The organism is Burkholderia sp. FERM BP-3421, from assembly GCF_028657905.1.
Lineage (GTDB): Bacteria > Pseudomonadota > Gammaproteobacteria > Burkholderiales > Burkholderiaceae > Burkholderia.
In genome coordinates this window covers 78604-101029 of the sequence record NZ_CP117780.1, presented here as the reverse complement: position 1 = coordinate 101029, position 22426 = coordinate 78604, and the positions used below count along the sequence as shown (strand labels likewise).

The following is a 22426-nucleotide window of genomic DNA, read 5'->3' as shown; positions in this document are numbered from 1 at the left end:
GGCGCCGCCTGGGCCTAGTTGTGAAGCGTCAAGAGGTTGTTTCTCGATACGGGAAGTCTGGCCATCGGCGCAACGCCGCCGATGGCGCTATGAGCACGATGCCAGTTGTAGTGATGCTGCCAACTCGCCAGGGCTTCGACGCGATGGGCTGAGCTTTGGTACGTCCATGCGTAGGCCCACTCACGTAACGCTGACTGGATGAAGCGTTCGGCCTTGCCGTTGGTCTGAGGACGGTACGCCCGTGTAAATTTGTGCCGGATCTCCAGTTCCTGACAGGTCCGAGCAAACTCATGTGAACGGAACGCCGAACCGTTGTCGGTTAGCAATCGGCGCACACGCACGCCAAGTCCAGCGTACCAAGCCACGGCATCGCGCAGGAATTTCACGGCACTCCCTTTCGTCTCGTCTGGATGCATTGCTGTGTAGGCAATCCGGGCATGGTCGTCCACGGCGACGAACAGATACTCCCAGCCAACACCATCGACCGTATCGCGCCGATTGCCGGTCACACGATGGCCAGGACGCGCGATACGGCCGAGCTTCTTGATGTCGATGTGCAGCAAGTCGCCCGGTGCCTCGTGTTCGTAACGCTGAACCGGCTCTCTTGGTTGCAGGTCGCTCAACCGGGACAGTCCGGCACGCGCCAGCACCCGACTGACGGTCGAGGCCGACACGCCCACCTGTCGAGCGATCTGACGTTGCAGCAAGCGCTGCTGGCGCAACTCCACGATCAACAAGGCAGTCGCCGGGTCAATGGAGCGTGGAGAGCGAGCCGGTCTCGATGAGGCGTCTGCCAGCGCGAGTGCGCCGCCGACCAGATAGCGCCCAAGCCATTTGCGTACCGTCGGTGCTGTCACGCCATGATCGACTGCGGCTTGCGGCACGCTCGAACCGGATTCGGTGATCTCCTGAACCATCTCAAGTCGACGCGCGAAAGTGAGTCGGGCATTCTTATGGGTGTTCATCCGGCTGGGTTCCTGGAAGGTTGGGTGTTTGGCGACTTCCAGTCTCCCAGACTCAGTCCGGATGAACCATCGATACAACCTATTGAAGCTTCACAGCTAGCGCGGCATGCGTCGGCGCGGTAGTCGCTCAAACGGCAGCCGGGATTCCCATTCGAACAATGTTGTCCGATGCTGACTGACATAGGACAGCAGGCTGTCCATGTTTCGAGCCTTGTCGAGGGCGGTTGCTGGCAACTGCTCCCGGGCGACGTGATGGACTGCGCATTCACCGGGACCATCGAGGAGCCAGGCGGAACGCCAGTAGGGTGACTCAATCTACATGCCGCAACCGAAACCGATACTGTTCAGCAACCTTAGTGCGACGCTTTGTCCGGGATTACCGGGGCACCTCCACTGAAGTTGCCCAGCACCAGCATGTCGCCGGGCGCGGCGGACTTGGTGAACGTGATGTAGTTGTTGGTCGGGAACAACAGGTTCTTGATCGCGAACAGCGACACTGCGGCAAAACTGACGTCCAGCTGCTTCACGATCTGTTTCGGCACTTGGTCCCGGATCTTCTCGTTGATTCTGTACTGTAGGTCAGGTGTGTTCGATGGACCGCCCCCCTCGGCGCCACCAGTCACCGTCACCGCCTGACTCTCCATGACACATTTGATGGTCTGATCGCGTCCACTACCCTCGACCTTCACCTGCGCCATCGCATACACGCTGGAAGTGGCTTCGTTGGTGAACGTCTTCCCAGGGATGGTTCCGATGAAAGCTGAGGAGCTGACGTATGTATTGATCGCCATCGATTGAGCCTTGGTTCCGGACAGCAGCATCTGGCCGTCTGGTCGAGGCGTCAAGGTCATGCCCGCCAAGTTCCAGTTGATCGTGTCGTTTGGAAGGGCATAGGTCGTCACGGTGACGCTGATGCCGGTCGGATCCGGCCCGGGAGACACCTGGGTGTCGGTCACGCTCCCCAGCTTGACATCTGTGGCGAAGACAGGGGCATTGGTGAACTCGCACCACGACGCTTTCACCGACTCGGGGCCCTTTCGACCCACCAGACTCCAGCCGGATGCACGCCTGTCAAGAGATTGGGGAAGGATTTCCGAGAAGAACAGATCGCTGCGGATAAACAGCGATGCCTCACTGCCTAACGGCAACGGTTCGTCCACGTGGTTCAGGAAGGTCTGCGTCGCGTTGGGCAACTTCCGGCTACCGGTCTGAATGAAGAGCTGCAAGAGGTCAACACCAGCGGGTGTCGTCAACAACTTGAACCGGAAGCCGTTCGGTCTCAGGGCTTCGAGCACCGGCACGTTGGTGATATTCAGGGCGTTGATCCGATAAACGATGGGGTTGTTCTGAAAATGGGCTTTGATCGCCCGGCTGAAACTGACCTCTTCCTCGTCGATAAGTTCGATGTCGTCAGCAGAGAATGCGCCCTTGGCCATATTCAGTTCGACATGCAGAATATTCTGGTTGGATCCATCCACGAAGACGACACCCTCCGTCAACGACAGCGTCACCACCGCCATGAGCGTCTTGCCTTTGATGCTCACGGGCTGGCCGCATTTTTCCGGCTGGTCGTCCTCTCTCTTGCATTTGGTCAGCGTCCCATCCTCGATCTGCATTTTCAGCAGGACGGTGTTGGGGTTGTTGGACTGGAATTCCAGCAATGGATACCCGTACGTGAAGTCGAATTTCTTGATTCCAGTCGTGCCTTCCATCACCTCGTACTCCGTGCGGACGGAGATTTGGTGCTTGTACTTGGATTCTTTTGCAAGCGCGTCGTACTGGTCGCGCAAGGACTTGTTGATCTGTGACAGCCCCATGTTGAAGACGACGTCCCAGCCGTTGGTGGTCGCGCCAGCGGCGTTCAGCTTGGCAATTAGCTGATCCGCGGACCATCGCTCGGCGCCGCTCGCCGCCAGCATCGCCACGGCGCCGTCTGCTCCCGGGGAACGGAGGGCGTGGCCGCGGAGCGCCACCGGCACATCGACGATGCGGGCCTCGAGGACGAACGTCAGGCGAATAGTGACTGTCAGGCCGGAAAAACGCAGCCCCTGGTTGGTTTGGGTCTTGGGGAGCGATACGAGCCAGGAACCGAAGGGCGTGACCGGACTGACGTTCGTCGACCATGACCTGCCCTGATCGCTGAAGTCGGGTTGTCCCGTTGCAACGTCGAACTGGTAGACGCGTTCGCGGAACGGAGTGTGGAAGCGCAAAGTGGCGCGTTCGACGTTGCGGTCGATGAAAGGCTTGTCCTCGAAGGTCAGCTTGAGCAGCACCTTGCCGCTATCGGTGGATTTCACGCCTTGCACTTCCGCTACCACCGCCTGGACGCGCAGATTCACGTATTGGCGAAACGGCAGCGAATTAGGATCGATGATGATCTCGAAGGCATTGCCATCGCAGATGTCCTCGACCAGCACTCCCTCGATGTCGATGGAGATCGGACTGGTGGTTCCCGCCTGGTATTTCAGCAACTGCGACTTGGCCTCCAGTGTCGCCTCGCTCTGTGCGATGCGCGCCTGCATGAAGGTCAGCAGGCTGTGGCTCGCGATGGGTGTCGGCTTTTGCAGCCATGCGTATTGCAGTGCCTGATCCTGCAACAGAAAAGACTTGGTGAAGGTGGTGAGCATCTGGCGGCGCAGGTAGTCCAGGCTGCCGGTCAGCCCGACCAGGTCGATCGCTTCCCTGTCCAGATCTCGGATGCGCGCGGGATGCAAAGTCCTGGTCAGATCGTCGAGGCGTTCGGTCTGCCGGTCGTTCAACAGCTTCTGTCGCTGCGTCGTATAGATTTCGCGCTGGATCTGATGCAAGCTGGATTGCGCACCGACGAGTGCTTTACCGCGCAAGGCAAGAAGCTTGAACGCGGCTACTAGCCTGGCCTTGGCGGCGGTTACGCTGCCGCCTGGTCCGGTGGACAATGCGACGTCGAGCTGAATCGACATCTCGTCCCAGTTCAACGCAGAGGTATTGCCATAGTCCAGGCCATCCAGGCCGTCGAGCGTCGTCTGGGCATCCTGAATGCTTTTTGCGGCGCCGGAGGCCGTCGTGTAGACCTTCATGGTGGCATTCAGCACATTCAGGGTCTTTTGAATGCGCTGCGCCGTTTGTCCCAGGTCCTTGACCGCCGAGATGGAAGTCGACGGAACCAGGACCGCGCTGCTCAGGCTGAAGGTGCTGGTTGCCACCTCCAGGCCGAACTTGACCAGTTCCAGGGTTTCCCACTGAGCGAGCGCCGCCTGATAGCCCTGAACCGCCCGGTCGACCTCTGCCTGCTGCTCGAACACGGCCTTCGACAATTCATTGATCTTGGTTTGTTGCGCTCGGGCCTCCGCCTGCCTGGCGGAAATCACTGCATCGTACTGGCCGGACAAATCCCTGGCTGACTGTGCGTTTGCCTTGATTAGACCCGAGAGCAACTCCCCACTTTGAACGATGTTTTCATTCAGCGTCCTGGCCACGTCGATGGTCAGTTCGGCCTGCTTGCGCTGGTTGATCTGAATGGTGCTCTCGCTGACCTGCCTCTGGATCTCCTGCAAGCAGTCCAGGATGTTCCCGACCGCCTGCTGGTAATCCGCCGCCGGGAGAATCGGCACGAACGCGCCCCCCCCGGTGTTAGGCGCATAGCTGCTCAAATCGAGCGCGCGAAAGCGCATCGTCTGGAGATCCGTGTCGGCGCAATCGGCCGGGATGAGCTTGCCGACCCATTTCAGGTAGTCGCGCGCCAGCAGCCGCGTCGGGTCATTGAGGGTTTCCACCGTCTGCATGCCAAGCACGGTCTCGCCGAAGGCCAGCGAGAACTCGAGACTGTCCTTTAGCGCGTGAAGGCCGGACGCTGGTGGCGGATGCCGCACGTCGCCGGTCACGGATGGCCAGCCGTCCGCATCCAGCTCATAGCGCAAGCCGTCGGCCACCAGAAAGTGCTTGCGGCCTTCGGCGTTCTGGAAGCGCGCGACGCCGAGAAACCGGTCACACCCAATGGCAAGACCATCGAAGCCCTTATCGCTCAACGACACCACGTTGGGCCGGCCGTTCGCCCGCATGTCCAGAATGTAGCCGTACACGTGAACAGCCGTCCCCGGTAGATCGATGGCCGACGGCGATGTGCCGCTGACGACGTAGCCGAACGAGATGAACTTCCGGACGTCGGCGCGCGCGACCAACTGCATCCCGGCCAGATTCAGGCGCGCCTTGTAAATATTGATGGTCGGCGTGGCGATCGCGGAGATCACGCCCGGCTGCTCTTCCGGGATCAGGACATTGAAGTCGGTCGCGTCGTGCGACACGAAGTTGGGATCGATCGCGTCAGCGAATACACACGACATGGCTGCCTTGAATACGTGCCTCCACACGGTCGTGCGTTTGTATTCGGTGAAGGTCGTCAGGGGAGCGAGGGTCACGGCGACCGGCACTTGGTTCGTGAATTCCGCGTTCAGCCGGCGCCGGGAGACCGCCGTGCCGATGGCGAAAACCTGGAACACGCTGTTCTGCTTCGCCCAGGTTTTCTCGACCCATTCTCCGGCCGCGAGACTCTCCTGAAACACCCGGGCGTTGCTGAAGCACAGGATCTTTCCATATTGCCGCACGAAGCCGAAGGCGCCTTTATTGGCATCCGTGGTGAAATACTGGAAATCACATGCGTCAATGCCGGTGAAATCATTACCATCTGCTTCAAACGCCGTCCGTACCCGCTCGAAACGATCCGCCTCGTAGGCAAATACCTGAACGATCTGGTCGCCGCCGGTAATCGACGATACGAAATGGGTGCCCCACCGGGCGAACCCTTTCAAATAGGCATTGGCATCCTCCAAGGTCAGCTCGGCGGCGGCTTGCTCCGCGTCGGATGTCCGAAAGTGGCGCAGACGCGCCATGGAACGCATGAATTCGCTATTAACGCCGATTCTCCGATCCGGGCTCAGTGCATCCACCGTCGTCAGGATGCCATGCTCCTTGGTCGTATGGGAGAAAACCTGATCGGCGCGAGTCAGCTTGACGAGGGCATAACGCAGGTCGGGATTGTCGAGCGACACTCCCAGCGCGGCCGCCAGACGGCTCCGCGCCAGGCTTCCGCCAGGTGACGACAGAAGCAGCGCACCTGTGGGTAGTCGCGGCGGAGCCTGATCGATCGCTGGTGCGTCGATCGAATAGCCGAGCAGTTCCGTGACCAGGTTGTCCGGCGTGTCGTGCAGGGTGATCACTGGATAGCTCCAGTTCCCCCGCGCCCCCGAAGGGCTGAGCGGCTGCGGCACCATCGGCTGCTCGGCTGGCCGGTGCAGGATGTCCAATGTTCCCGCCGACGGATCCCAGCCGGACGCGTAGCCTTTCACCAGGTTCGCGGCGACACCTAGTTCTAGCCCATTGCTTCCATTCATCGCGACTCCTTTATTCGTGTTCGTTGTTGGGATCGATGTTCGGTGTCAGGGTGTAAAGCTCAGCCAATGGGTATCAGTCTAGGTAAACGTTAATCTCAAAATAAAATCAATTCGGATGAATTCTGATTAATTCTGTCAAAATCAAGCAAATATTATCGATTAATTAATAAATCTGCACATGACGATTTATAAAATCGATACATGCAATGACCGGCAGCTGTTGAGACGCATTGATTACACGGCCGCCGATGACGAGATGCCGGCGGCCTGGATGTTGCGCGTGATCGAGAAGGGCAACAAGGAGCGCTTCGTACCGGTGACCGACGATGCAATCGACGCGCTGTGCGAACACTGGCGCGATCGCGGCTGGACCTCGACGCCGGCGACGCCGATCCGCCGCTCGTCGCGCCGACGGTCGTGCCGCCGACGCCAGCCGGCCACGACAAGTTCGGCGTCGAGGATGCTGCGGTCACCCGGATGGCTGGCTATACGTCGCGCGGCGCAAGGCGCGTCGTGATTCGCGCACTCGGCCGGATGATCGAGCAGGTGCCGGATCTAGTCGAGTCGTCGCGGCGTCAGCTGGCGCAGACCTCGCCGCACGCGTTCCGACACACGTTCGGCACACGTTCGGCACACAGGCCGCGGCGGCCGGGATGGTGCTCGAAGTCCTGCAGCAGGCGTTGGGCCACGCCTCCTTGCAGACCACCACCATCTACGTCAATGCCGAACAGCAGCGTATGCGTCAGGAAGCGGCGAAGCACCACGCGCGACTGGCGGAGCGTCGCGGCGAGTAGGGTGCGGTAGATTTGACATCGCGGACCAACCTATCGGAGGCGTTGTGGCATTCAACGTGGAGGGAGGCTGGCAACACCTGCCCGCCAAGGTTCAACGAGCCTTGATCGCGAGCTGGGAGACCAGCAACGACCACGATCTGCTCGTCTGAACGGTAGACTAACTGACTCTCAACGCACGAGGAAATCAATGAGCCATCACATTACTGGCGCGTTCAGCGCCGATGAGTTAGAGCAAATGCTTGAGTTCAGCACTTCGAATGGCTCGGAGCTACGGCGTTTCGTTTTGATGCGCCGATTGATGCATCTGACCGGTGGCATCATCCAGCACGGACCTCTGGCCGGGTTCAATCTCGGAGGATTGGCGACGTGGCGTGAGGCAGACAACGGTGTGAAGTTGCTAGGGTTCTACGAACAAGAGGTTTGCGATTTGCTCGCAAGGATTGCGTCGACGCGTGACGTTTTCATTGACCTCGGAGGCGCTGATGGCTACTACGCCGTCGGCTTAGTCGCGAAGAACCTCTATCACGAGTCACATTGCTTCGAGCTGGAGGAAATGAGCAGGGCGAATATCACGCGTAACGCGGTGAACAACAACGTTGCCGATCGCGTGCACGTCTATCACGCGGCAACGCCTTCGTTTGCGGAAGATCTGGCCGCGCATGGCGTCGACTTCGCGCGGGCGGCGGTGCTGGTCGACATTGAGGGCGCAGAGTTCGACGTGCTGACAAACGAATGCCTGACGCAGTTACAGCGCGCGCACGTCATCGTGGAACTTCATGAGTTCCTGCGACCGGATGGCAAAAAACGTCTGCAGGATCTGCTTGAGCGCTCAGCGGAGCTATTCAACGTGCATACGTTGACAACCGGCGCACGCGATCCATCGAAAATTCCTGCGTTGGCGTCAGGCTGGAACGACACCGACCGCTGGCTACTTTGCGCGGAGAGCCGAGCAACACTGATGACCTGGTTGTATCTGGAACCGAAGGAGGTCGATGGACATTGATTGACCCACACGCGGTCCACTAAGAGGTACCGCCATCCGATGGCCTTGGCGCGCACGCAGGCCTGAGGTGCGCGCGGATCCACGACGGCCGCTGCTGCGCCTGACGAGCGCCCATTTCTGTCGGCGCTCTACGCGGAGCGCTATCCGCCGGCGGCGTCGCCCGCACTCGATCGCAAGGTCGCGCGCTCGGCCGGCTGATCGAGCAGCTGCCCGACATCCTCGAGTCGTCGTGGCGTCAGCTGGCGCAGACCTCGCCGCACGCATTCCGGCACGCGTTCCGGCCCGCAGGCCGCGGCGTCTGGAATGGCGGTCCTGCAGCAGGCCCTGGGCCACGCCTCTCTTCAGACCACCACGATCTACGTGAACGCGGAACAGCAGCGCATGCGCCAGGAAGCGGCCAAGTACCACGCGCGGCTACAGATCCTGAAGCAGGAGCATCAGGATTGTAGGCGGGGTTGCTTTCGCGCGGCAGTGGCTTCTCGAATTAATACTCGAGTAATGGAAGAAGTGCCGTATAGCGCTTTGCGATTTCGGGCGACACCCTGCGATATTGCGCGAAATCCGAAAGGAAAAGGGAACCGTGATGGTACCTTGTTGCACGGCCGGCCGACTCCAGTGAAGTCGATCTACTCGCTGGTAACGAGCGTGAGCCGTTATTCCTGCGTGCATTGGCAGGGCAAGCAACCCTCCGAATTGATCCCGCGCCTACTTGGACACACGAAAGCCTGAATGCGGCGCTGAACCGTGATGACGCGAAGGCATTCGAGAGCCGCCACTTCGGTGCGGACGCTTTCTTTGGAGGCCAGTGGATCGGCAGTTCGGAAGTCTAAGATAGCGGAAACAAAGGTCGCGACGATGAAGACATACACCTACGAGCAAATCACCGAAGCCGCCAAGCAAATCGTCTCAGACGAGTTGGCTCGCGCGGCGAAGGAGCCAAACTCGCAATCGGCCAGGCATCTTCGCGACTACGCTGCGGGCGCATGGCTGGTGTGGCAGACCGTCACGCGTGATGAAGTAACCGACCCGACTCGACGCGAGGACAGCAAGATATTCAAGAAGCTCCTTGACCTGCCCGATTAAGTAAATAACAACATCCCGGAAATTTTAAAGCATGACCTCCAAAACGACGGGCAATTGCGCAACTTGAAACACTGGATGCGCAAATCAAAGCCCTTCGAGACGTCGAACGCGGCGCGGCGATCGGCGCAGATCAAGGCGCTGATGCAGGAGTTCGATATCAGCGTTGTGGATCTGCAAGAGCGTGTGCAGAAGCGCAACGCGAAGCGCGTGTCGACGGCCCTGGAGTACCGCGCCCCGACGACAGGTAGAACATGGTCTGGCCGGGGTCGGCAGCCGACTTGGCTCGGTGACGAGCCTGCCGCGTTCCTAGTTCAGCCCGATCTGCTCGCCATCTAAAACGACGCGGTCCAGCGAGTCCGCACTTGATCCAAACGGGATTTCGGCGGACTGGCCTGAATATCGAAAAACGACCGGAGTGAAAAGCCGTAGTAACGAGAAAACGGACGTTGTCAGAGGTGAAGGCGCAGATTGAAGCGCTGGAAATTGAGGCCCAGGAGTTGCAGGCTGCGGAAATTGCGGCGGTGATCGCAGACGTGCGCGCGAAGGTATTCGTTGATGAGCGTTCCACCGTCGGCCGTGTGCCATGGGATCAGGTCCGCGAGGTTCGCGGTGCTGAGGAAATGCCAGTGCACAATGTCGGCCCACTGGCCAGGCAACCAACGCTAGCGACGCTTCTCTAGGTCTCGAAAAGTGTGCGGTCTTTGCCTACAATCCACCCAGGTGGCCGACCACGACCGCTCCAGGTCTCGCCGGACTCGGGGTGGCGATACTTCGCATCGTGGCGACTATGTCTACGGGGTTGGTGAGCAGGGAAGATCTCCTGCGCGCTGATATCGAATTCACCGACGAGTTGGCGAACTTGCGTCAAAGCGGACTCCCGTTTCACCGCTTTGGCAGTATGGAGTTCTACTTCGAGTGTGATCCGTTTTACGAGACGTTTTTGGTATGTCGGCACGGGGTTTTCATTTTCATTAGAAAAATACTTGCCAATTATTCTGTCGCCATTTACCAACATCACTCAGAACCACAAAATCCGTTACACCTGATATGGGCGATTGAAATATGAGATCATGCGTGCGAGAAACGCGCCAGACGGGTGGGTTGCCTTCGAGTCGTAAACCGACAACCCAGTTTGCAAGGTCATGGTATTGCTTCGCGATCGAAGCTTTGTGAACATGTGTGGAATAACTCCGACTTTCCCCCCAGAGATTAGATCGCCTGGGGCTGACACGATGTGTCGAAGTTGAGTCACGACGAGTGAGTAACGTGGGGTGCAGGAAAAATTTGTCCCAGCGACCTGGACGAGTGGGGTCTGACGAAAGAAATGTTGTTACCGCCGTCGATGGAAAAGAACCGCGCGTTGTCACTGGAGAACCATCTCGTGTTGGCTACCGTGCGCGGTGGCCGTGGTGGCCGAAATCGGCTCAGTTCCTCTGAACGGACTCCACACGGTCACCGTACTAAACGCAGGGAGCAGGTCACCGACAAAGGACGTATTTTGCGCGCGACAGGAGCCCAGACATCCGGGCTCGAAATCGCCGTGCACTTCATTTTCGTGCTTGGCGCGTGCACGAATTGCCTTCTGCTCCTGAGCCATGGCTGGCATCTTGCTGTCGGCGGCGGATTGTCGCAACGGATTGCAGTCTTCGAGTTAATGGGTAACAGAACAAAAAATAAAACATTGTTAAATATCTGTGACATCGAGGTATCTGTCAAGCATTGCAAAGTATGACATTAATTCAATATGCGGGATGTGTCGTTTGGATATGATTCGCCTGTCCAAAAGTGGCCGGCATGAAAGCAATATGTTGGCAAGGGGTGCTTGATTCGGGGTCGCCGCTGGATGGGACGTGGCGTTATTGAATTAATGTCTTGGCGTCGTATATTAACTTATGTAGTTTTTAATTAAAAGACCATGCAAACCAAAATCATTTCCGCCCTGCTGCTCGTGGGCGCCGCCACCGCTTCGCAAATCGCCTCCGCCAGTGACGGCACGATCACGTTCAACGGCAGCATCACCGCGCAAACCTGCACGATCAACGGCAACGGCAGCGGCTCGAACAACTTCACGGTCACGCTGCCCAAGGTGTCGACCAGCGCACTGCCTGCTGCTGGCAAGGTCGCCGGCGCCACGCCGTTCACTGTCGCGCTGACGGCCTGCACGCCGGCATCGGGCAATGTCCACACCTACTTCGAACCGGGCCCGACGGTCGACACCGCCACCGGCAACCTGGTCCTGACCACGGGCGGCGCGACCAACGTCGAGATCGGCCTGCTGAACAGCGATTTCTCGGCGATCAAGGTCGGCGCGGCGGACGCTTCGCAAAACTCGAAGTCGGTCGCGATCAGCTCCGCCGGCGCGGCCACGCTCGCGTACTACGCGCAGTATGTCGCCACCGGCGCCGCAACGGCTGGCGCGGCAACGTCGAGCGTGACGTACTCGCTCATTTATCAGTAAATAATTAATTAGCTTTACATAATAATAAGGGATGGGGTGATTCGTATTCACTCCTCCCATTTCACACGCACTGGTTAAGACCATGAAGTTCCGTCAAGCACTACGATTTGCGATCGCCTCCGCGTGTATCGCGTGGTTCAGCCAATTGGCAACGCCCGCCGACGCTTCCGTGGTGATCGGCGGCACGCGCGTGATCTACGGCGCGAGCGAGTCCGAGGTCACGCTCAAACTGTCGAACGCAGGCCAGGCACCGGCGCTCGTGCAGTCATGGGTCGATACAGGCGACGTGCACAGCGCGCCGTCCACGATCAAGGTTCCATTCACCGTCACACCGCCGATCGCGCGAATCGATCCGTCGAAGTCGCAGACGCTGCGAATCGTCTATACCGGCGAGCCGATGCCGCAGGATCGCGAGTCGGTGTTCTGGCTCAACGTGCTCGAAGTGCCCCCCAAGCCGAGCGCAGCCGACGCGGACATGAACCGGGTGCAGCTCGCATTCCGTTCGCGCATCAAGGTGTTCTATCGACCGGATACGCTCAAGGGCTCGCCCGCGGATGCGCCGGCGCAGCTCACCTGGCGCCTCACGCAGGTCGACGGCAAGCCGGCCATCGAAGCGCATAACCCGACCCCGTTCCACGTGTCGCTGACCGCGATCAGCGTGCAGTTGGGCGACCGCAGCGCGGCTTTCGACGACGGCGGCATGGTCGGGCCGGGCGAGACGCGCGCCTTCCCGCTGAAGGGCGACGTTCCCGACGCGGCGGGCGCTCGCGTGCACTACACGTCACTCAATGACTATGGCGGCGCGGTCAGCGGCGAGACGCCGTTGCGATCCGGCGCTGCGGCGACGTCGCCGTGATGCACTGCTGACCATCTTCCATTGCGCGAGGCGCGGATAGCGCGCGCTCTCCTTTTCATTGCAAGACCACGCATGCCCGGACGGGCAGGGCGCGGGCTCGCTTATGCTCGGCTGTCTATCGTGATTCAACGTATATCTCGCTTGCCGCGGACCATGTACTGGCGTCCGCGCCAGAGCATGCTGCTCGTGCTGTCCGTGTTCGCGTCGATGGGCGCGATGGCAGCCATCCCGGACGCCACGCAAGTGGCGGAAGTCCAGTTCGACGACATGTTCCTGCAGCATCCTGGCGGTGCGCGGGTGGATGTGAGCCGCTTCGAAAAGGGGAATGCCGCGATGCCGGGTGCGTACCGCGTCGACCTCTTCGTCAACACGAACTGGATCGGTCGCGCCGGCATCACGCTGCGTCCGGTGGGCAACAATCCGAACAACGTCCAGCCCTGCTTCGATCGCGAGCTGTTGCAGCAGGTCGGGGTGGATCTCGCGAAGCTGTCGCCCGAGGCGACGCACATGCTGACGGACAGCAGCCAGGCCTGCCTGATGATCGGCATGCTGGTGCCGGACGCCGTCGCCACCTTCGACAACGGCGAGCAGCGGCTCGACGTCAGTGTCCCGCAGGCCGCGCTGAGCCGCGATGCGCGCGGCTACGTGGACCCGCGCTACTGGGACGAGGGCGTGCCGGCCGCGCTGCTGTCGTACAACGGCAATATCTATCGCGCCGAGAACCAGGGCACGTCGTCGACCCAGGCCTACCTGGGCCTGACCGCCGGCTTCAACGTCGGGCCCTGGCGCTTCCGCCACAACGGCAACTACACCTACGATACGCACGGCGGTTCGCACTACCAGAGCGTGCAGACCAGCCTGCAGCGCTCGATCGCGTCTCTGAAGGCGCAACTGGTGATCGGCGACGCGTTCACCGACGGCACGATGTTCGACAGCGTGGGTTTCGCGGCGTGCTCTCGAGCGACGAGCGCATGTATCCGGAATCGCAGCGCGGATATGCGCCGACCATCCACGGCATCGCCAACAGCAACGCGCTCGTGCAGGTGCGCCAGAACGGCAACATCATCTACAGCACCAACGTCGCGACCGGTCCGTTCGTGATCGACGATCTCTATCCGACCGGTTATGGCGGCGACCTCGATGTCGTCGTGACCGAGGCCGACGGCAGCATCCACACCTTCAAGGTGCCGTATGCGTCGGCCGTCAATTCGCTGCGCCCCGGCGTCACGCACTTCAGCGTGACGGGCGGCCAGTACCGCAACGCGCTGTTCTCGGGCAAGCCGGCGTTGTTCCAGGCGACGGTGCAGCACGGTTTCACCAACCTGCTCACCGGCTACGGCGGCGTGACGGCCGCGCCCGGCTACGTGGCCGGCCTGGTCGGCGCTGCGCTCAATACCGAGCTGGGCGCGTTCGCGGTCGACATCACGCAGGCCAACACCGATGTACCCGGCACGGGCACGCGTCACGGTCAGAGCGTGAAGGTCTCGTACAGCAAGCTGATCAGTCCGACGAGCACGAATATTGCCGTGGCGGCCTATCGCTATTCGAGCAGCGGCTACCTCGGCCTGCAGGATGCGATGCTGCGCGGTCGCTGACGGGCGGCGTCAACAATTTGCTGTCGGGCGGCGTGCGTCGCGGCCAGTTCCAGGTCACGCTGAACCAGAGCCTGCCGGAAGGATGGGGTTCGTTCTACCTGTCGGGCTCGACCGTCAACTACTGGAATCGCGCCGGCAACGACACCCAATTCCAGGCCGGCTACAACAATAATTTCCGGCGCATCAACTACGGCGTGTCGGCGTCTCGTCAATTCGACGTGACGCAGAATCGCTGGGACAACCGCTTCATGCTGAACCTGTCGATCCCGCTGAACCTCGGCTCGCACACGGTGTATGCGTCGACCAGCCTGCAGCACGACTCCAACGGTTCGACGCTGGTCCAGCAATCGATGACGGGCTCGCTCGGCGTCGACAACGCGCTCAGCTACGGCGTGAACGTCGGCCACACCAGCGGCGGCGCGCAGACGACCACCAACGTGGGCGGCAACCTGTCCTACCTGTCGCCGTATGCGACCTTCATGGGCAATGCCTCGAAGGGCACCGGATTCACGCAGTACGGCGGCGGCATCTCGGGCGGCATGGTGGCGTACGCCGGCGGCGTGGCCTTCACGCCGACGATGGGCGACACGGTGGCGATCATCGAGGCCAAGGACGCGGGCGGGGCGCGCGTGACGTCCGGCAGCGGCCTGCGCATCGATCCGTTCGGCCATGCGCTGGTGTCGTATCTGACGCCGTTCTCGACCAACGAGGTGGAGATCGATCCGAAGGGCGTGCCGATGAGCGTCGAGCTGAAGTCGAGCGCCCAGCACGTGGCGCCGACCGCGGGCGCGGTGGTGCGCCTGAAGTTCGAGACCGAGGGCGGCGGGCGCGCGGTGATCCTGCGCGCGCGCATGGCCGGTGGCGAGCCGGTTCCGTTCGGCGCGGAAGTGAGCGATGCGGCGGGGCAGAACGTCGGCACGGTGGCGCAGGAAGGCCGCGTCGTGCTGCGCGGCGTGAAGACCGATACCGGCACCCTGCAGGTGAAGTGGGGCGATACGGCCGGCGAGGCGTGCTCGCTGACGTACACGCTGCCGGTGGCCGACAAGTCGAGCAAGCAGCGCTGGACGGATGCGGAGGCGGTATGCACCCAATAAGCGGAGCCGGTGCGTCGGACATGGGGACGAGCGCGCAACGACTGGGCCGCGTGGCATTCTGGCTGCTCACTCTGATGGTGTTGATGCTCGGCTTGGGCGCGCGCACGGCATCCGCGACCGTCAGCTGCACCGGCACGGCGCAGACGGTGACGCTCTCGATGCCTTCCTCGGTGACGGTTCCGCGCGACGCCGCGGTCGGCACGGTGTTGACCTCCTGGATCAGTACCGCGGCCACCACCAATTTCTATAGCTGCACGGCGTCGAATTCGTCACCTTCGGGGATGCTTTTCGATCCGATGTCGCTGACCAAGGCCAGCATGACCGTGACCGGGCCGAATAGTGTCGCCTATACGGTCTGGAACACCAACGTGCCTGGCGTCGGCATCGCGATCGGCGTGCGGACCTATGCGAACGGGTGTGGGTGGCAACCATGGTTCGATCTTGGCAGGGCGCCGTCGGGGACGTTCCCCAGCCCGTGGGTGGGTTCCTCCTGCAACCAAAACGGTTCGGTCACCAACGGTGGCCAGGCCCAGGTGGCGCTGGTCAAGACCGGCCCCATCACGGCCGGAACGGTGACGGGCGGTGTGCTGTTCCAGGGGGCGTCCGCGACGGCGCAGACCAGCACCTATACGATCTCCACCTCGAACCCCGTGTCGTACTCGCTGACCCAGACCATCGTCAACGTGGCGGCGTGCACCACGCCGAACGTGACGGTCACCATGGGTTCGTACATGCAGTCGGCCTTCAAGGGCATCGGCTCGACCAGCACGCCGGCCAAGGCATTCAACGTGGCGGTCAATGCCTGTCCGACGGGGCTGAACTCGATCCAGTATCAGTTCATTCCGGTCAATGCCGTGCTCGACGCCACGAATGGGGTGCTGGCGCTGTCGAGCGGTTCGACGGCCACCGGCATCGGTTTGCAACTGAAGGACGGCAGCGGCAATCCGCTGAAATACAACACGCAATACACACTGACGAGCTACAGCAAGACGACGGGCGGTTCCTACACGATCCCGCTCACGGCCGCGTACTACCAGACGGCTGCCAGCGTGACGCCCGGCAGTGCGAACGCGGTGTTGACCTTCACCATGACGTATCAGTAAGTCATGGTGGCGACCGTCGAGGCGAGGGATGCTGCCGGGCGCATGACGCCCGGTCGTGGTCTGCGCATCGATGCATTCGGTCATGCGGGGGCGTCGGATTCGACATCGTTCGCGCCCTCCGAAAAGCCTGGGAAAGATTATGAAATGGAATGAGAAGCCGGCCGCGATACGCAGGCAGGCGAAATCGGCGCGTGGCCTGGCGTTCTGGCTGCTCGCGCTGGCGGTGTTGATGCTGGGCTTCGGTTCGCGTGCGACCTTCGCCCAGAGCGTCAGCTGCACGGGCACGGCGCAGACGGTGACGCTCTCGATGCCGACTTCGGTGACGGTTCCGCGCGACGCCGCGGTCGGGACGGTGCTGACCTCCTGGATCAGTACCGCGGCCACCACCAACTTCTATAACTGCACGACGTCGGGATCGGCTGCCTCCGGCATGGTCTTCGAGCCGCTGTCGTTGACCAAGGCCGGCACCGTGGCCGGGCCGAACAGCGTGACCTATACGGTCTGGAACACCAATGTGCCCGGCGTCGGTATTGCGATCGGCGTGCGGACCTACGCGAACGGGTGTGGGTGGCAGTCATGGCAGGATGCCGGCACGCCGTTTTCGGCGTTTCCCAGCCCGTGGGCGGGCCAGGCTTGCAACCAGAATGGTTCGGGCGGCTCGGTCATCAATGGCGGCCAGGCTCAGGCGGCCCTGGTCAAGACCGGCCCGATCACGGCGGGTACGGTAACGGGCGGCGTGCTGTTCGAGGGCGCGCCCATCACGGCATCCAATATCGGCGGTCCGTATACGGTCGGCACCTCGGGCCACGTGTCGTATTCGCTGACCCAGACTGCCGTCACCGTGGCGGCGTGCACCACGCCGAACGTGACGGTCACCATGGGTTCGTACATGCAGTCGGCCTTCAAGGGCATCGGCTCGACCAGCACGCCGGCCAAGGCATTCAACGTGGCGGTCAATGCCTGTCCGACGGGGCTGAACTCGATCCAGTATCAGTTCATTCCGGTCAATGCCGTGCTCGACGCCACGAATGGCGTGCTGGCGCTGTCGAGCGGTTCGACGGCCACCGGCATCGGTTTGCAACTGAAGGACGGCAGCGGCAATCCGTTGAAATACAACACGCAATACACACTGACGAGCTACAGCAAGACGACGGGCGGTTCCTACACGATCCCGCTCACGGCCGCGTACTACCAGACGGCCGCCAGCGTGACGGCCGGCAGTGCGAATGCGGTGCTGACCTTCACCATGACGTATCAGTAAGCCATCGAGACAAAGGATACGACCGGGGCATGTGACGCCCGTTCAGGGCGTATGCGTGGATTCGTTCGGTCATGCGCGAATGTCGAATCCGGCATTTTGCTCTCGCGGAATTTGCTGGACGACGCGCGGCGCAAACGTGTCGATCACGGCGCGCACCACGCCAGCGGCCGCATCAACCGTCGCATAGCAGCTCGGTGCCCCGAGCCGAACCGAGAGCCGGTCCGGCAGCACCTTGGCATCGGAGATGCGACACGTCATCGATCCCCTGCCATTGGGCGCGGTGCTGTTGTTCCAGATCGCGGCGAACGACACCCCTTGCTTGCTCTCGCGGAACGCTTCGCTCAGCACGGCGATCGCGGGCGTCGACGGCGATCCGTCGGCGTCGAAGGCGGGGTAGAGCGTCGCCTCATTGAGCGTGTTGCCCTTCAAAAACCAGTGCTCGTGCACCATCGCTGGAGCCAAGACCGCCAGGGACGCCACGATCTTGGACTGGCGAGCGACGATCGCCGGGAAGTCGCGGGAGGTCAAATCGCTGTCGCGGAACAGTGCGCTGATTTCCATCGTCTATTACGGTTGGTAGACAGCTGCGACGCCCATTTCGGCGAGCAGGGGGCATTTTTCGGTACGTGAGCGGCGTCTGAAAGTACCACGACAACTGCGCCGGCGGGTTGCCACGAACGACGACGCCCTGGGCGAAGGCCTGCGCTTCCATCGCGTCGAAGCCATCGAAAAAATTCTCGGCGCGCGGAATCGCGGCGTCGAGATCGCATCTCAACAGCGCGCATGAGAAGCGGCGGAGAAGATTCGATTTCATGGTCGCGTTAGTTAGACCACACGGCTGGTGGACGTTGGGCGGGCGAGCAGGGGGCGTGCTGGAGCCGATCCCGATGCGTCGCGGCCAGGCGTTGGTTCAGTCGGGCGGGATTGCATCGTGTCCGTTGAGCAGATCGAGCGCCTGTCGGCGCGTGCATCGTCGCGGCACAGTGCAGGCTACCGCGTACATGGTCAGCTGGATGCGCCGTGCCGTTCAATGCGCAGTCGAGCGTCGTGCCGTCGATGCACGTGTCGCCGTGCTTGAATGAAACGTCCTGCAGCCCGTCCATCACCGCCTCGATTCATATTGATGATGCCGCCCTTGACGGTCAGCAGTGCGCCGTTTGTCGTGAGCGACCGGCGAGCGTGTCGCAGGCGGAGGGCGTGGCCGCGCATCTGGTTGCGTAGGTGGTGCTGCACGGCGACGCGGGTGTCGACATCGCGGCCTTGCGGAAAACGCTGCCCGCCGAACTGCCCGAGCACATGATGCCGGCCGCGATTGTCGCGCTGTAGGCTATGCGGCTCAAGCTGATCGGCAAGCTCGACCCCGCGGCGCTGCCGGCGCCCGTGGTCCCGTTTGCTTAATCGACGCCGCGTGATCCGCTTTAGGAATTCTGGACCAATCCGAGTGCGAGTTTTGCGGCAAACTTGACCCTGAACCAGGAGGTCGTTTGTCATGAAACGGAAACGCTTTTCGATCGAACAGATTGTGGCAGTGCTGAAGCAAGCCGAACTGGGGATGCCGGTGGCCGATGTGATCCGGCAGGTCGGTATTTCGGAACAGACGTTCTATCGGTGGAAGAAGCAATACGCCGGGATGCAGTCTGATCAGGTACGCGAACTCAAGCAGTTGCAGGACGAGAATGCGCGGCTGAAGAAGCTGGTCGCCGAATTGAGCTTGGACAAGGCCATCTTGCAAGACGTAGCTGCAAAAAAGTGGCCCGGCCCGCGCTGAGACGAGACGTGGTGGATTACGTGGTGAGCCACTACGGATTGACGATGAGGCGGGCCTGTCGGCTCGTGAAGCAACCGCGCAGCGTTCAGTACTACAAAAGCATCAAGGACCCTCGCCCAGAACTGCGCTCACGTATGCGCGAGATCGCCTATACGCGTGTGCGCTACGGGTATCGACGCGTCCATGTACTGCTGCGCCGGGAAGGCTGGCAGTTGGGTCGGAATCAGGCGTACCGGTTGTATTGCGAAGAGCAGTTGCAGTTGCGCTCGAAATTGCCGAAGCGACGAAAGATGGTGGTGACGCGCGTGGCGAAGATCGTTCCGGTCAGGCCAAACGACGCTTGGAGTATGGATTTTGTGGCTGACCAGCTTGCTGATGGCTCGAAATTTCGCACTTTGACGATCGTGGATGTGTTCACGAAGGAGGCGTTGGCGATCGAAGTGGGGCAACGCTTGAAAGGCGAACACGTGGTATCCGCATTGAACCGAATCGCCGCTCGGCGCGGCGCTCCGCGGCATCTGTTTGTCGACAACGGCAGCGAGTTTTCCGGGCGCCTGCTCGATATGTGGGCGTACCACTACCAAGCAAAAATCGACTTCAGCCGACCGGGCAAGCCGACGGACAATTGCCACATCGAGACGTTTAACGGATCATTCCGCGATGAGTGCTTGAACCTACATTGGTTCGAGACGTTGGGCGAAGCCAAAGCGATCGTCGAGGCCTGGCGCCGGGATTACAACGAGAGCCGTCCTCACTCTGCTCTCAAAGAGTTGGCACCAGCTGAATTCGCCCGTCAGCTGATGCCTTTGCCGGGTTCAACCAGACCCGAAACGCCGGAAAACTCGCTCTAGATCTGGTCCGGGAAACCCAAGCGGATCAAACGCCGGAAAACTCGCTCTAGATCTGGTCCGGGAAACCCAAGCGGATCATTGTTTCGGTGGCATACTTCTAAGAAAGTGAGCCGTTGTTTTGGCCATGTAATCTTGCAACCTCGCAGAATAAGCCTAAAGCTATGTTGACTAAACTCGAAGCCCACGGTTTCAAGAATTTGCTCAATTTCTCGATATCTTTCGGCCCGTTTAACTGTATCGCCGGGTTAAATGGTGTTGGAAAATCAAACATATTCGATGCGATAAAATTTCTTTCGTTGCTAAGCGACGTTTCGCTCATTGAGGCTGCCCTGGCAGTCCGAGATTCAGAGTCCTCCGATCCTTTGGATATTTTTTGGACTAGTGGCAATTTTCGTGCCGAGAAATTGTTTCTGGCAGTTGAAATGCTAGTGCCACTTGATATCACGGATGACTTTGGTCGTAAAGCGCAAGCGACGTCTACATTCCTGCGTTATGAATTAGAGTTGGCTCGCAATCCGCAGGATGAACTTTCTCGTGCATTTGGTTTGTATTTAGTGCGAGAGGAATTGATTTACATAAATAAAGGTGAGGCTGCTAATAAACTTCACTTCCCGCTCAATGCTGCGCTATTTCGCAACAGAGTTGTGGTAAACAAACGAAAAGGGGAGGGATACATTTCAACTCGGACCAGCGAGGATGGTATTGTTGAGGTGCATCTACATTCAAATGGTGACGGTGGCGGGAGAACTCAAAAAATACCGGCGAATCGCATTCCAAAAACTGTGGTCGCAAATACAAATAGCTCAGTTTGGCCAACTGTTCTTGCTGCGCGGCGCGAAATGCAATCCTGGAGATTTCTTTCGCTAGAACCGAGTGCCATGCGCCGTTCTAATAAATTACACGAGCCAAGTAGTGTTGGCGCGGATGGTGGAAGGCTGGCCGCCACTTTGTTTAAACTCAGCCGTCAAGACGAAAATGTTTGCTCTCGAATTGCGAGTCGACTATCTCAGATAGTTCCCACCTCGGATATTCGACTTGATGTGGATCAAGTGCGTGAATTGCTAACAGTAGAAGTTAAAGAGCGATCCGGTGCATTTTTGCCGGCCAGAGCGCTATCAGACGGGACGTTACGATTCCTGGCGCTTTGTATTATGGCGGAAGATTCAGATTTCAATGGACTTCTTTGTTTTGAGGAACCGGAAAACGGAATCCATCCAGCAAAAATGCATGCAATGCTAAGCTTGCTCAAGGAGCTATCGGTTGACCCACATAATGAGGTCAATGACGATAATCCAATGCGGCAAATTCTTATTGCAACACATTCGCCAGTTTTGGTAAAATTAGAGGATGCAAATGATTTAATTTATGCCGATATCGTTAAGGTGAGGGGGCTTGATGGAATGCCGGCCTCGACCATACGCTGCAAAAGCATCCCGGGAAGTTGGCGAGAAAAAGATGGCGAAAGCAATTATTTAGATAAAGGGTCAATAATTGCGTATCTTAATCTTCCAGAAAATACGCAAATGGATCTTAATTTTGAGGATGAAAACGTTGAGGCGAAGGAATGAAAATACACTTTGTTCTCTCTGGAGAAGGAACCTCCGACCTTAACTTGGTAAACCATATCCAGGAAATTTTGATCGAAGAAGGTTTTTCTGAGGTTAGTGGTGAGGCTCCTGATTTAAGCTTATTTCGTCCTCCGATAGGGCGTTCTGTTGGTGACAAACTTGGTGCCTTGCAAAAATATCACCCTCATGCCGATTTGATTTTTATGCATCGCGATGCGGATAACATTGGAAGCATTCGCCGGGAGCAAGAAATTCTTGCGGCTGCCGGCGAGGCTAATGTTACGGAGAAAATTATTCCGATTATTCCGGTTACCGAACTGGAAACATGGTTACTGACTGATCATGAGGCAATAAAAAGGATTGCCGGAAATCGTAGATATCAGGGGGATATAAATTGCATCCCAGAATTAAATCGATTGGAAGACATTTTGGATGCCAAAACCACATTGCTAGATGCTTTGTGCGAAGCGAGTCAAGTTCAGGGGCGAAGCTTACGTAAATTTAGAAAATGCTTTCCTGAAATGCGCTCTCGACTAACTAATGAATTAGATCCCCAAGGACCAGTAAGCAGGCTGGCCTCGTATCAGCGTTTCCGGGCGAAGATTGCAGAATTTTCTCGGCGGAAGTTGGTGAATTTGACAGGCGATCGTTAGACATTTAC

General features: G+C 59.6%; 20 protein-coding genes and 2 pseudogenes. 17 read left to right on the top strand and 5 right to left on the bottom strand.

What is annotated here, in order from left to right; all coding sequences use genetic code 11:
* Positions 1–14: 14 nt before the first annotated feature.
* The gene (locus tag Bsp3421_RS01660; RefSeq protein ID WP_273995489.1) at positions 15–965 is read right to left on the bottom strand and encodes an IS481 family transposase; all 951 of its coding nucleotides are present in this window, start codon (positions 963–965) and stop codon (positions 15–17) included.
* Positions 966–1318: 353 nt separating this feature from the next.
* A complete protein-coding gene (locus Bsp3421_RS01655) occupies positions 1319–6331 on the bottom strand; it encodes a hypothetical protein (protein WP_273995488.1) in 5013 nt (1670 codons plus the stop codon).
* Between the two features lie 220 nt (positions 6332–6551).
* On the opposite strand from Bsp3421_RS01655, the gene Bsp3421_RS01650 reads away from it, so the two are divergent.
* From Bsp3421_RS01650 to Bsp3421_RS01620, 7 genes and pseudogenes are all read left to right on the top strand, one after another.
* Complete coding sequence (locus tag Bsp3421_RS01650; protein WP_273995668.1) at positions 6552–6848, top strand: hypothetical protein; 297 nt, start codon at positions 6552–6554, stop codon at positions 6846–6848.
* 127 nt (positions 6849–6975) lie between these two features.
* Positions 6976–7125 (top strand): annotated as a pseudogene (locus Bsp3421_RS01645) (hypothetical protein); the annotation flags it as partial.
* A 187-nt stretch (positions 7126–7312) separates the two neighbouring features.
* On the top strand, positions 7313–8128 hold the full coding sequence (locus Bsp3421_RS01640) for a hypothetical protein (RefSeq protein ID WP_273995487.1): 816 nt from the start codon (positions 7313–7315) through the stop codon (positions 8126–8128).
* Between the two features lie 303 nt (positions 8129–8431).
* Positions 8432–8857 carry a hypothetical protein gene (locus Bsp3421_RS01635; protein WP_273995486.1) on the top strand — a complete coding sequence of 142 codons (426 nt, stop codon included), beginning with the start codon at positions 8432–8434 and terminating at the stop codon, positions 8855–8857.
* 126 nt (positions 8858–8983) lie between these two features.
* Entirely contained in the window at positions 8984–9211 is a 228-nt protein-coding gene (locus Bsp3421_RS01630; RefSeq protein ID WP_273995485.1) for a hypothetical protein, read from the top strand.
* Positions 9212–9286: 75 nt separating this feature from the next.
* Positions 9287–9547 carry an H-NS histone family protein gene (locus Bsp3421_RS01625; protein WP_273995484.1) on the top strand — a complete coding sequence of 87 codons (261 nt, stop codon included), beginning with the start codon at positions 9287–9289 and terminating at the stop codon, positions 9545–9547.
* Between the two features lie 110 nt (positions 9548–9657).
* The gene (locus tag Bsp3421_RS01620; protein ID WP_273995483.1) at positions 9658–9891 is read left to right on the top strand and encodes a hypothetical protein; all 234 of its coding nucleotides are present in this window, start codon (positions 9658–9660) and stop codon (positions 9889–9891) included.
* On the opposite strand, the gene Bsp3421_RS34175 is transcribed toward Bsp3421_RS01620, so the two are convergent.
* Positions 9888–10226, bottom strand: coding sequence for an H-NS histone family protein (locus Bsp3421_RS34175; RefSeq protein WP_443111413.1), 339 nt, complete (start codon positions 10224–10226; stop codon positions 9888–9890). The two genes, Bsp3421_RS01620 and Bsp3421_RS34175, sit on opposite strands and share 4 nt — an antisense overlap.
* A 309-nt stretch (positions 10227–10535) precedes the next feature.
* Between Bsp3421_RS34175 and Bsp3421_RS01615 the strand changes: the two genes are divergently transcribed.
* From Bsp3421_RS01615 to Bsp3421_RS01585, 7 genes and pseudogenes are all read left to right on the top strand, one after another.
* Positions 10536–10943: a hypothetical protein gene (locus tag Bsp3421_RS01615; protein ID WP_273995482.1), complete on the top strand. Its 408-nt coding sequence runs from the start codon at positions 10536–10538 to the stop codon at positions 10941–10943.
* 183 nt (positions 10944–11126) lie between these two features.
* Positions 11127–11669, top strand: coding sequence for a fimbrial protein (locus Bsp3421_RS01610; RefSeq protein ID WP_273995480.1), 543 nt, complete (start codon positions 11127–11129; stop codon positions 11667–11669).
* Between the two features lie 82 nt (positions 11670–11751).
* Complete coding sequence (locus Bsp3421_RS01605) at positions 11752–12525, top strand: fimbria/pilus periplasmic chaperone (protein WP_273995479.1); 774 nt, start codon at positions 11752–11754, stop codon at positions 12523–12525.
* 72 nt (positions 12526–12597) lie between these two features.
* Positions 12598–15214, top strand: a pseudogene (locus Bsp3421_RS34170) (fimbria/pilus outer membrane usher protein).
* A 50-nt stretch (positions 15215–15264) separates the two neighbouring features.
* On the top strand, positions 15265–16317 hold the full coding sequence (locus Bsp3421_RS01595; protein WP_273995478.1) for a fimbrial protein: 1053 nt from the start codon (positions 15265–15267) through the stop codon (positions 16315–16317).
* A 3-nt stretch (positions 16318–16320) separates the two neighbouring features.
* Complete coding sequence (locus tag Bsp3421_RS01590; protein WP_273995477.1) at positions 16321–16470, top strand: hypothetical protein; 150 nt, start codon at positions 16321–16323, stop codon at positions 16468–16470.
* The gene (locus tag Bsp3421_RS01585; RefSeq protein ID WP_273995476.1) at positions 16457–17578 is read left to right on the top strand and encodes a fimbrial protein; all 1122 of its coding nucleotides are present in this window, start codon (positions 16457–16459) and stop codon (positions 17576–17578) included. Before Bsp3421_RS01590 ends, Bsp3421_RS01585 begins: the two co-directional genes overlap by 14 nt.
* A 69-nt stretch (positions 17579–17647) precedes the next feature.
* On the opposite strand, the gene Bsp3421_RS01580 is transcribed toward Bsp3421_RS01585, so the two are convergent.
* Both Bsp3421_RS01580 and Bsp3421_RS01575 read right to left on the bottom strand, forming a co-directional pair.
* Positions 17648–18139, bottom strand: coding sequence for a hypothetical protein (locus Bsp3421_RS01580; RefSeq protein WP_273995475.1), 492 nt, complete (start codon positions 18137–18139; stop codon positions 17648–17650).
* A 444-nt stretch (positions 18140–18583) separates the two neighbouring features.
* Positions 18584–19069: a hypothetical protein gene (locus Bsp3421_RS01575; protein ID WP_273995474.1), complete on the bottom strand. Its 486-nt coding sequence runs from the start codon at positions 19067–19069 to the stop codon at positions 18584–18586.
* On the opposite strand from Bsp3421_RS01575, the gene Bsp3421_RS01570 reads away from it, so the two are divergent.
* The 3 genes from Bsp3421_RS01570 (at position 19068) to Bsp3421_RS01560 (ending at position 22418) form a co-directional block, all read left to right on the top strand.
* Positions 19068–20197 (top strand): IS3 family transposase gene (locus Bsp3421_RS01570; RefSeq protein ID WP_443111402.1). Its coding sequence is split into 2 segments (ribosomal slippage): positions 19068–19329 and positions 19329–20197, totalling 1131 coding nucleotides; the frame shifts between segments, so codons are not numbered across the junction. The genes Bsp3421_RS01575 and Bsp3421_RS01570 overlap by 2 nt on opposite strands.
* Before the next feature lie 161 nt (positions 20198–20358).
* A complete protein-coding gene (locus Bsp3421_RS01565) occupies positions 20359–21765 on the top strand; it encodes an AAA family ATPase (protein WP_273995473.1) in 1407 nt (468 codons plus the stop codon).
* Entirely contained in the window at positions 21762–22418 is a 657-nt protein-coding gene (locus tag Bsp3421_RS01560; protein WP_273995472.1) for a hypothetical protein, read from the top strand. Before Bsp3421_RS01565 ends, Bsp3421_RS01560 begins: the two co-directional genes overlap by 4 nt.
* Positions 22419–22426 lie beyond the last annotated feature (8 nt).

Excerpts from the sequence above, each read along its gene's own strand:
- Bsp3421_RS01640 (WP_273995487.1), top strand. The coding sequence starts at position 7,313 with ATGAGCCATCACATTACTGGCGCGTTCAGCGCCGATGAGTTAGAGCAA.
- Bsp3421_RS01565 (WP_273995473.1), top strand. The coding sequence starts at position 20,359 with ATGTTGACTAAACTCGAAGCCCACGGTTTCAAGAATTTGCTCAATTTC.
- Bsp3421_RS01560 (WP_273995472.1), top strand. The coding sequence starts at position 21,762 with ATGAAAATACACTTTGTTCTCTCTGGAGAAGGAACCTCCGACCTTAAC.
- Bsp3421_RS34175 (WP_443111413.1), bottom strand. The coding sequence starts at position 10,226 with ATGTTGGTAAATGGCGACAGAATAATTGGCAAGTATTTTTCTAATGAA.
- Bsp3421_RS01635 (WP_273995486.1), top strand. The coding sequence starts at position 8,432 with ATGGCGGTCCTGCAGCAGGCCCTGGGCCACGCCTCTCTTCAGACCACC.
- Bsp3421_RS01630 (WP_273995485.1), top strand. The coding sequence starts at position 8,984 with ATGAAGACATACACCTACGAGCAAATCACCGAAGCCGCCAAGCAAATC.
- Bsp3421_RS01585 (WP_273995476.1), top strand. The coding sequence starts at position 16,457 with ATGAAATGGAATGAGAAGCCGGCCGCGATACGCAGGCAGGCGAAATCG.
- Bsp3421_RS01575 (WP_273995474.1), bottom strand. The coding sequence starts at position 19,069 with ATGACAAACGACCTCCTGGTTCAGGGTCAAGTTTGCCGCAAAACTCGC.
- Bsp3421_RS01660 (WP_273995489.1), bottom strand. The coding sequence starts at position 965 with ATGAACACCCATAAGAATGCCCGACTCACTTTCGCGCGTCGACTTGAG.
- Bsp3421_RS01615 (WP_273995482.1), top strand. The coding sequence starts at position 10,536 with ATGTTGTTACCGCCGTCGATGGAAAAGAACCGCGCGTTGTCACTGGAG.
- Bsp3421_RS01610 (WP_273995480.1), top strand. The coding sequence starts at position 11,127 with ATGCAAACCAAAATCATTTCCGCCCTGCTGCTCGTGGGCGCCGCCACC.
- Bsp3421_RS01655 (WP_273995488.1), bottom strand. The coding sequence starts at position 6,331 with ATGAATGGAAGCAATGGGCTAGAACTAGGTGTCGCCGCGAACCTGGTG.
- Bsp3421_RS01605 (WP_273995479.1), top strand. The coding sequence starts at position 11,752 with ATGAAGTTCCGTCAAGCACTACGATTTGCGATCGCCTCCGCGTGTATC.
- Bsp3421_RS01625 (WP_273995484.1), top strand. The coding sequence starts at position 9,287 with ATGCGCAAATCAAAGCCCTTCGAGACGTCGAACGCGGCGCGGCGATCG.
- Bsp3421_RS01580 (WP_273995475.1), bottom strand. The coding sequence starts at position 18,139 with ATGGAAATCAGCGCACTGTTCCGCGACAGCGATTTGACCTCCCGCGAC.
- Bsp3421_RS01590 (WP_273995477.1), top strand. The coding sequence starts at position 16,321 with ATGGTGGCGACCGTCGAGGCGAGGGATGCTGCCGGGCGCATGACGCCC.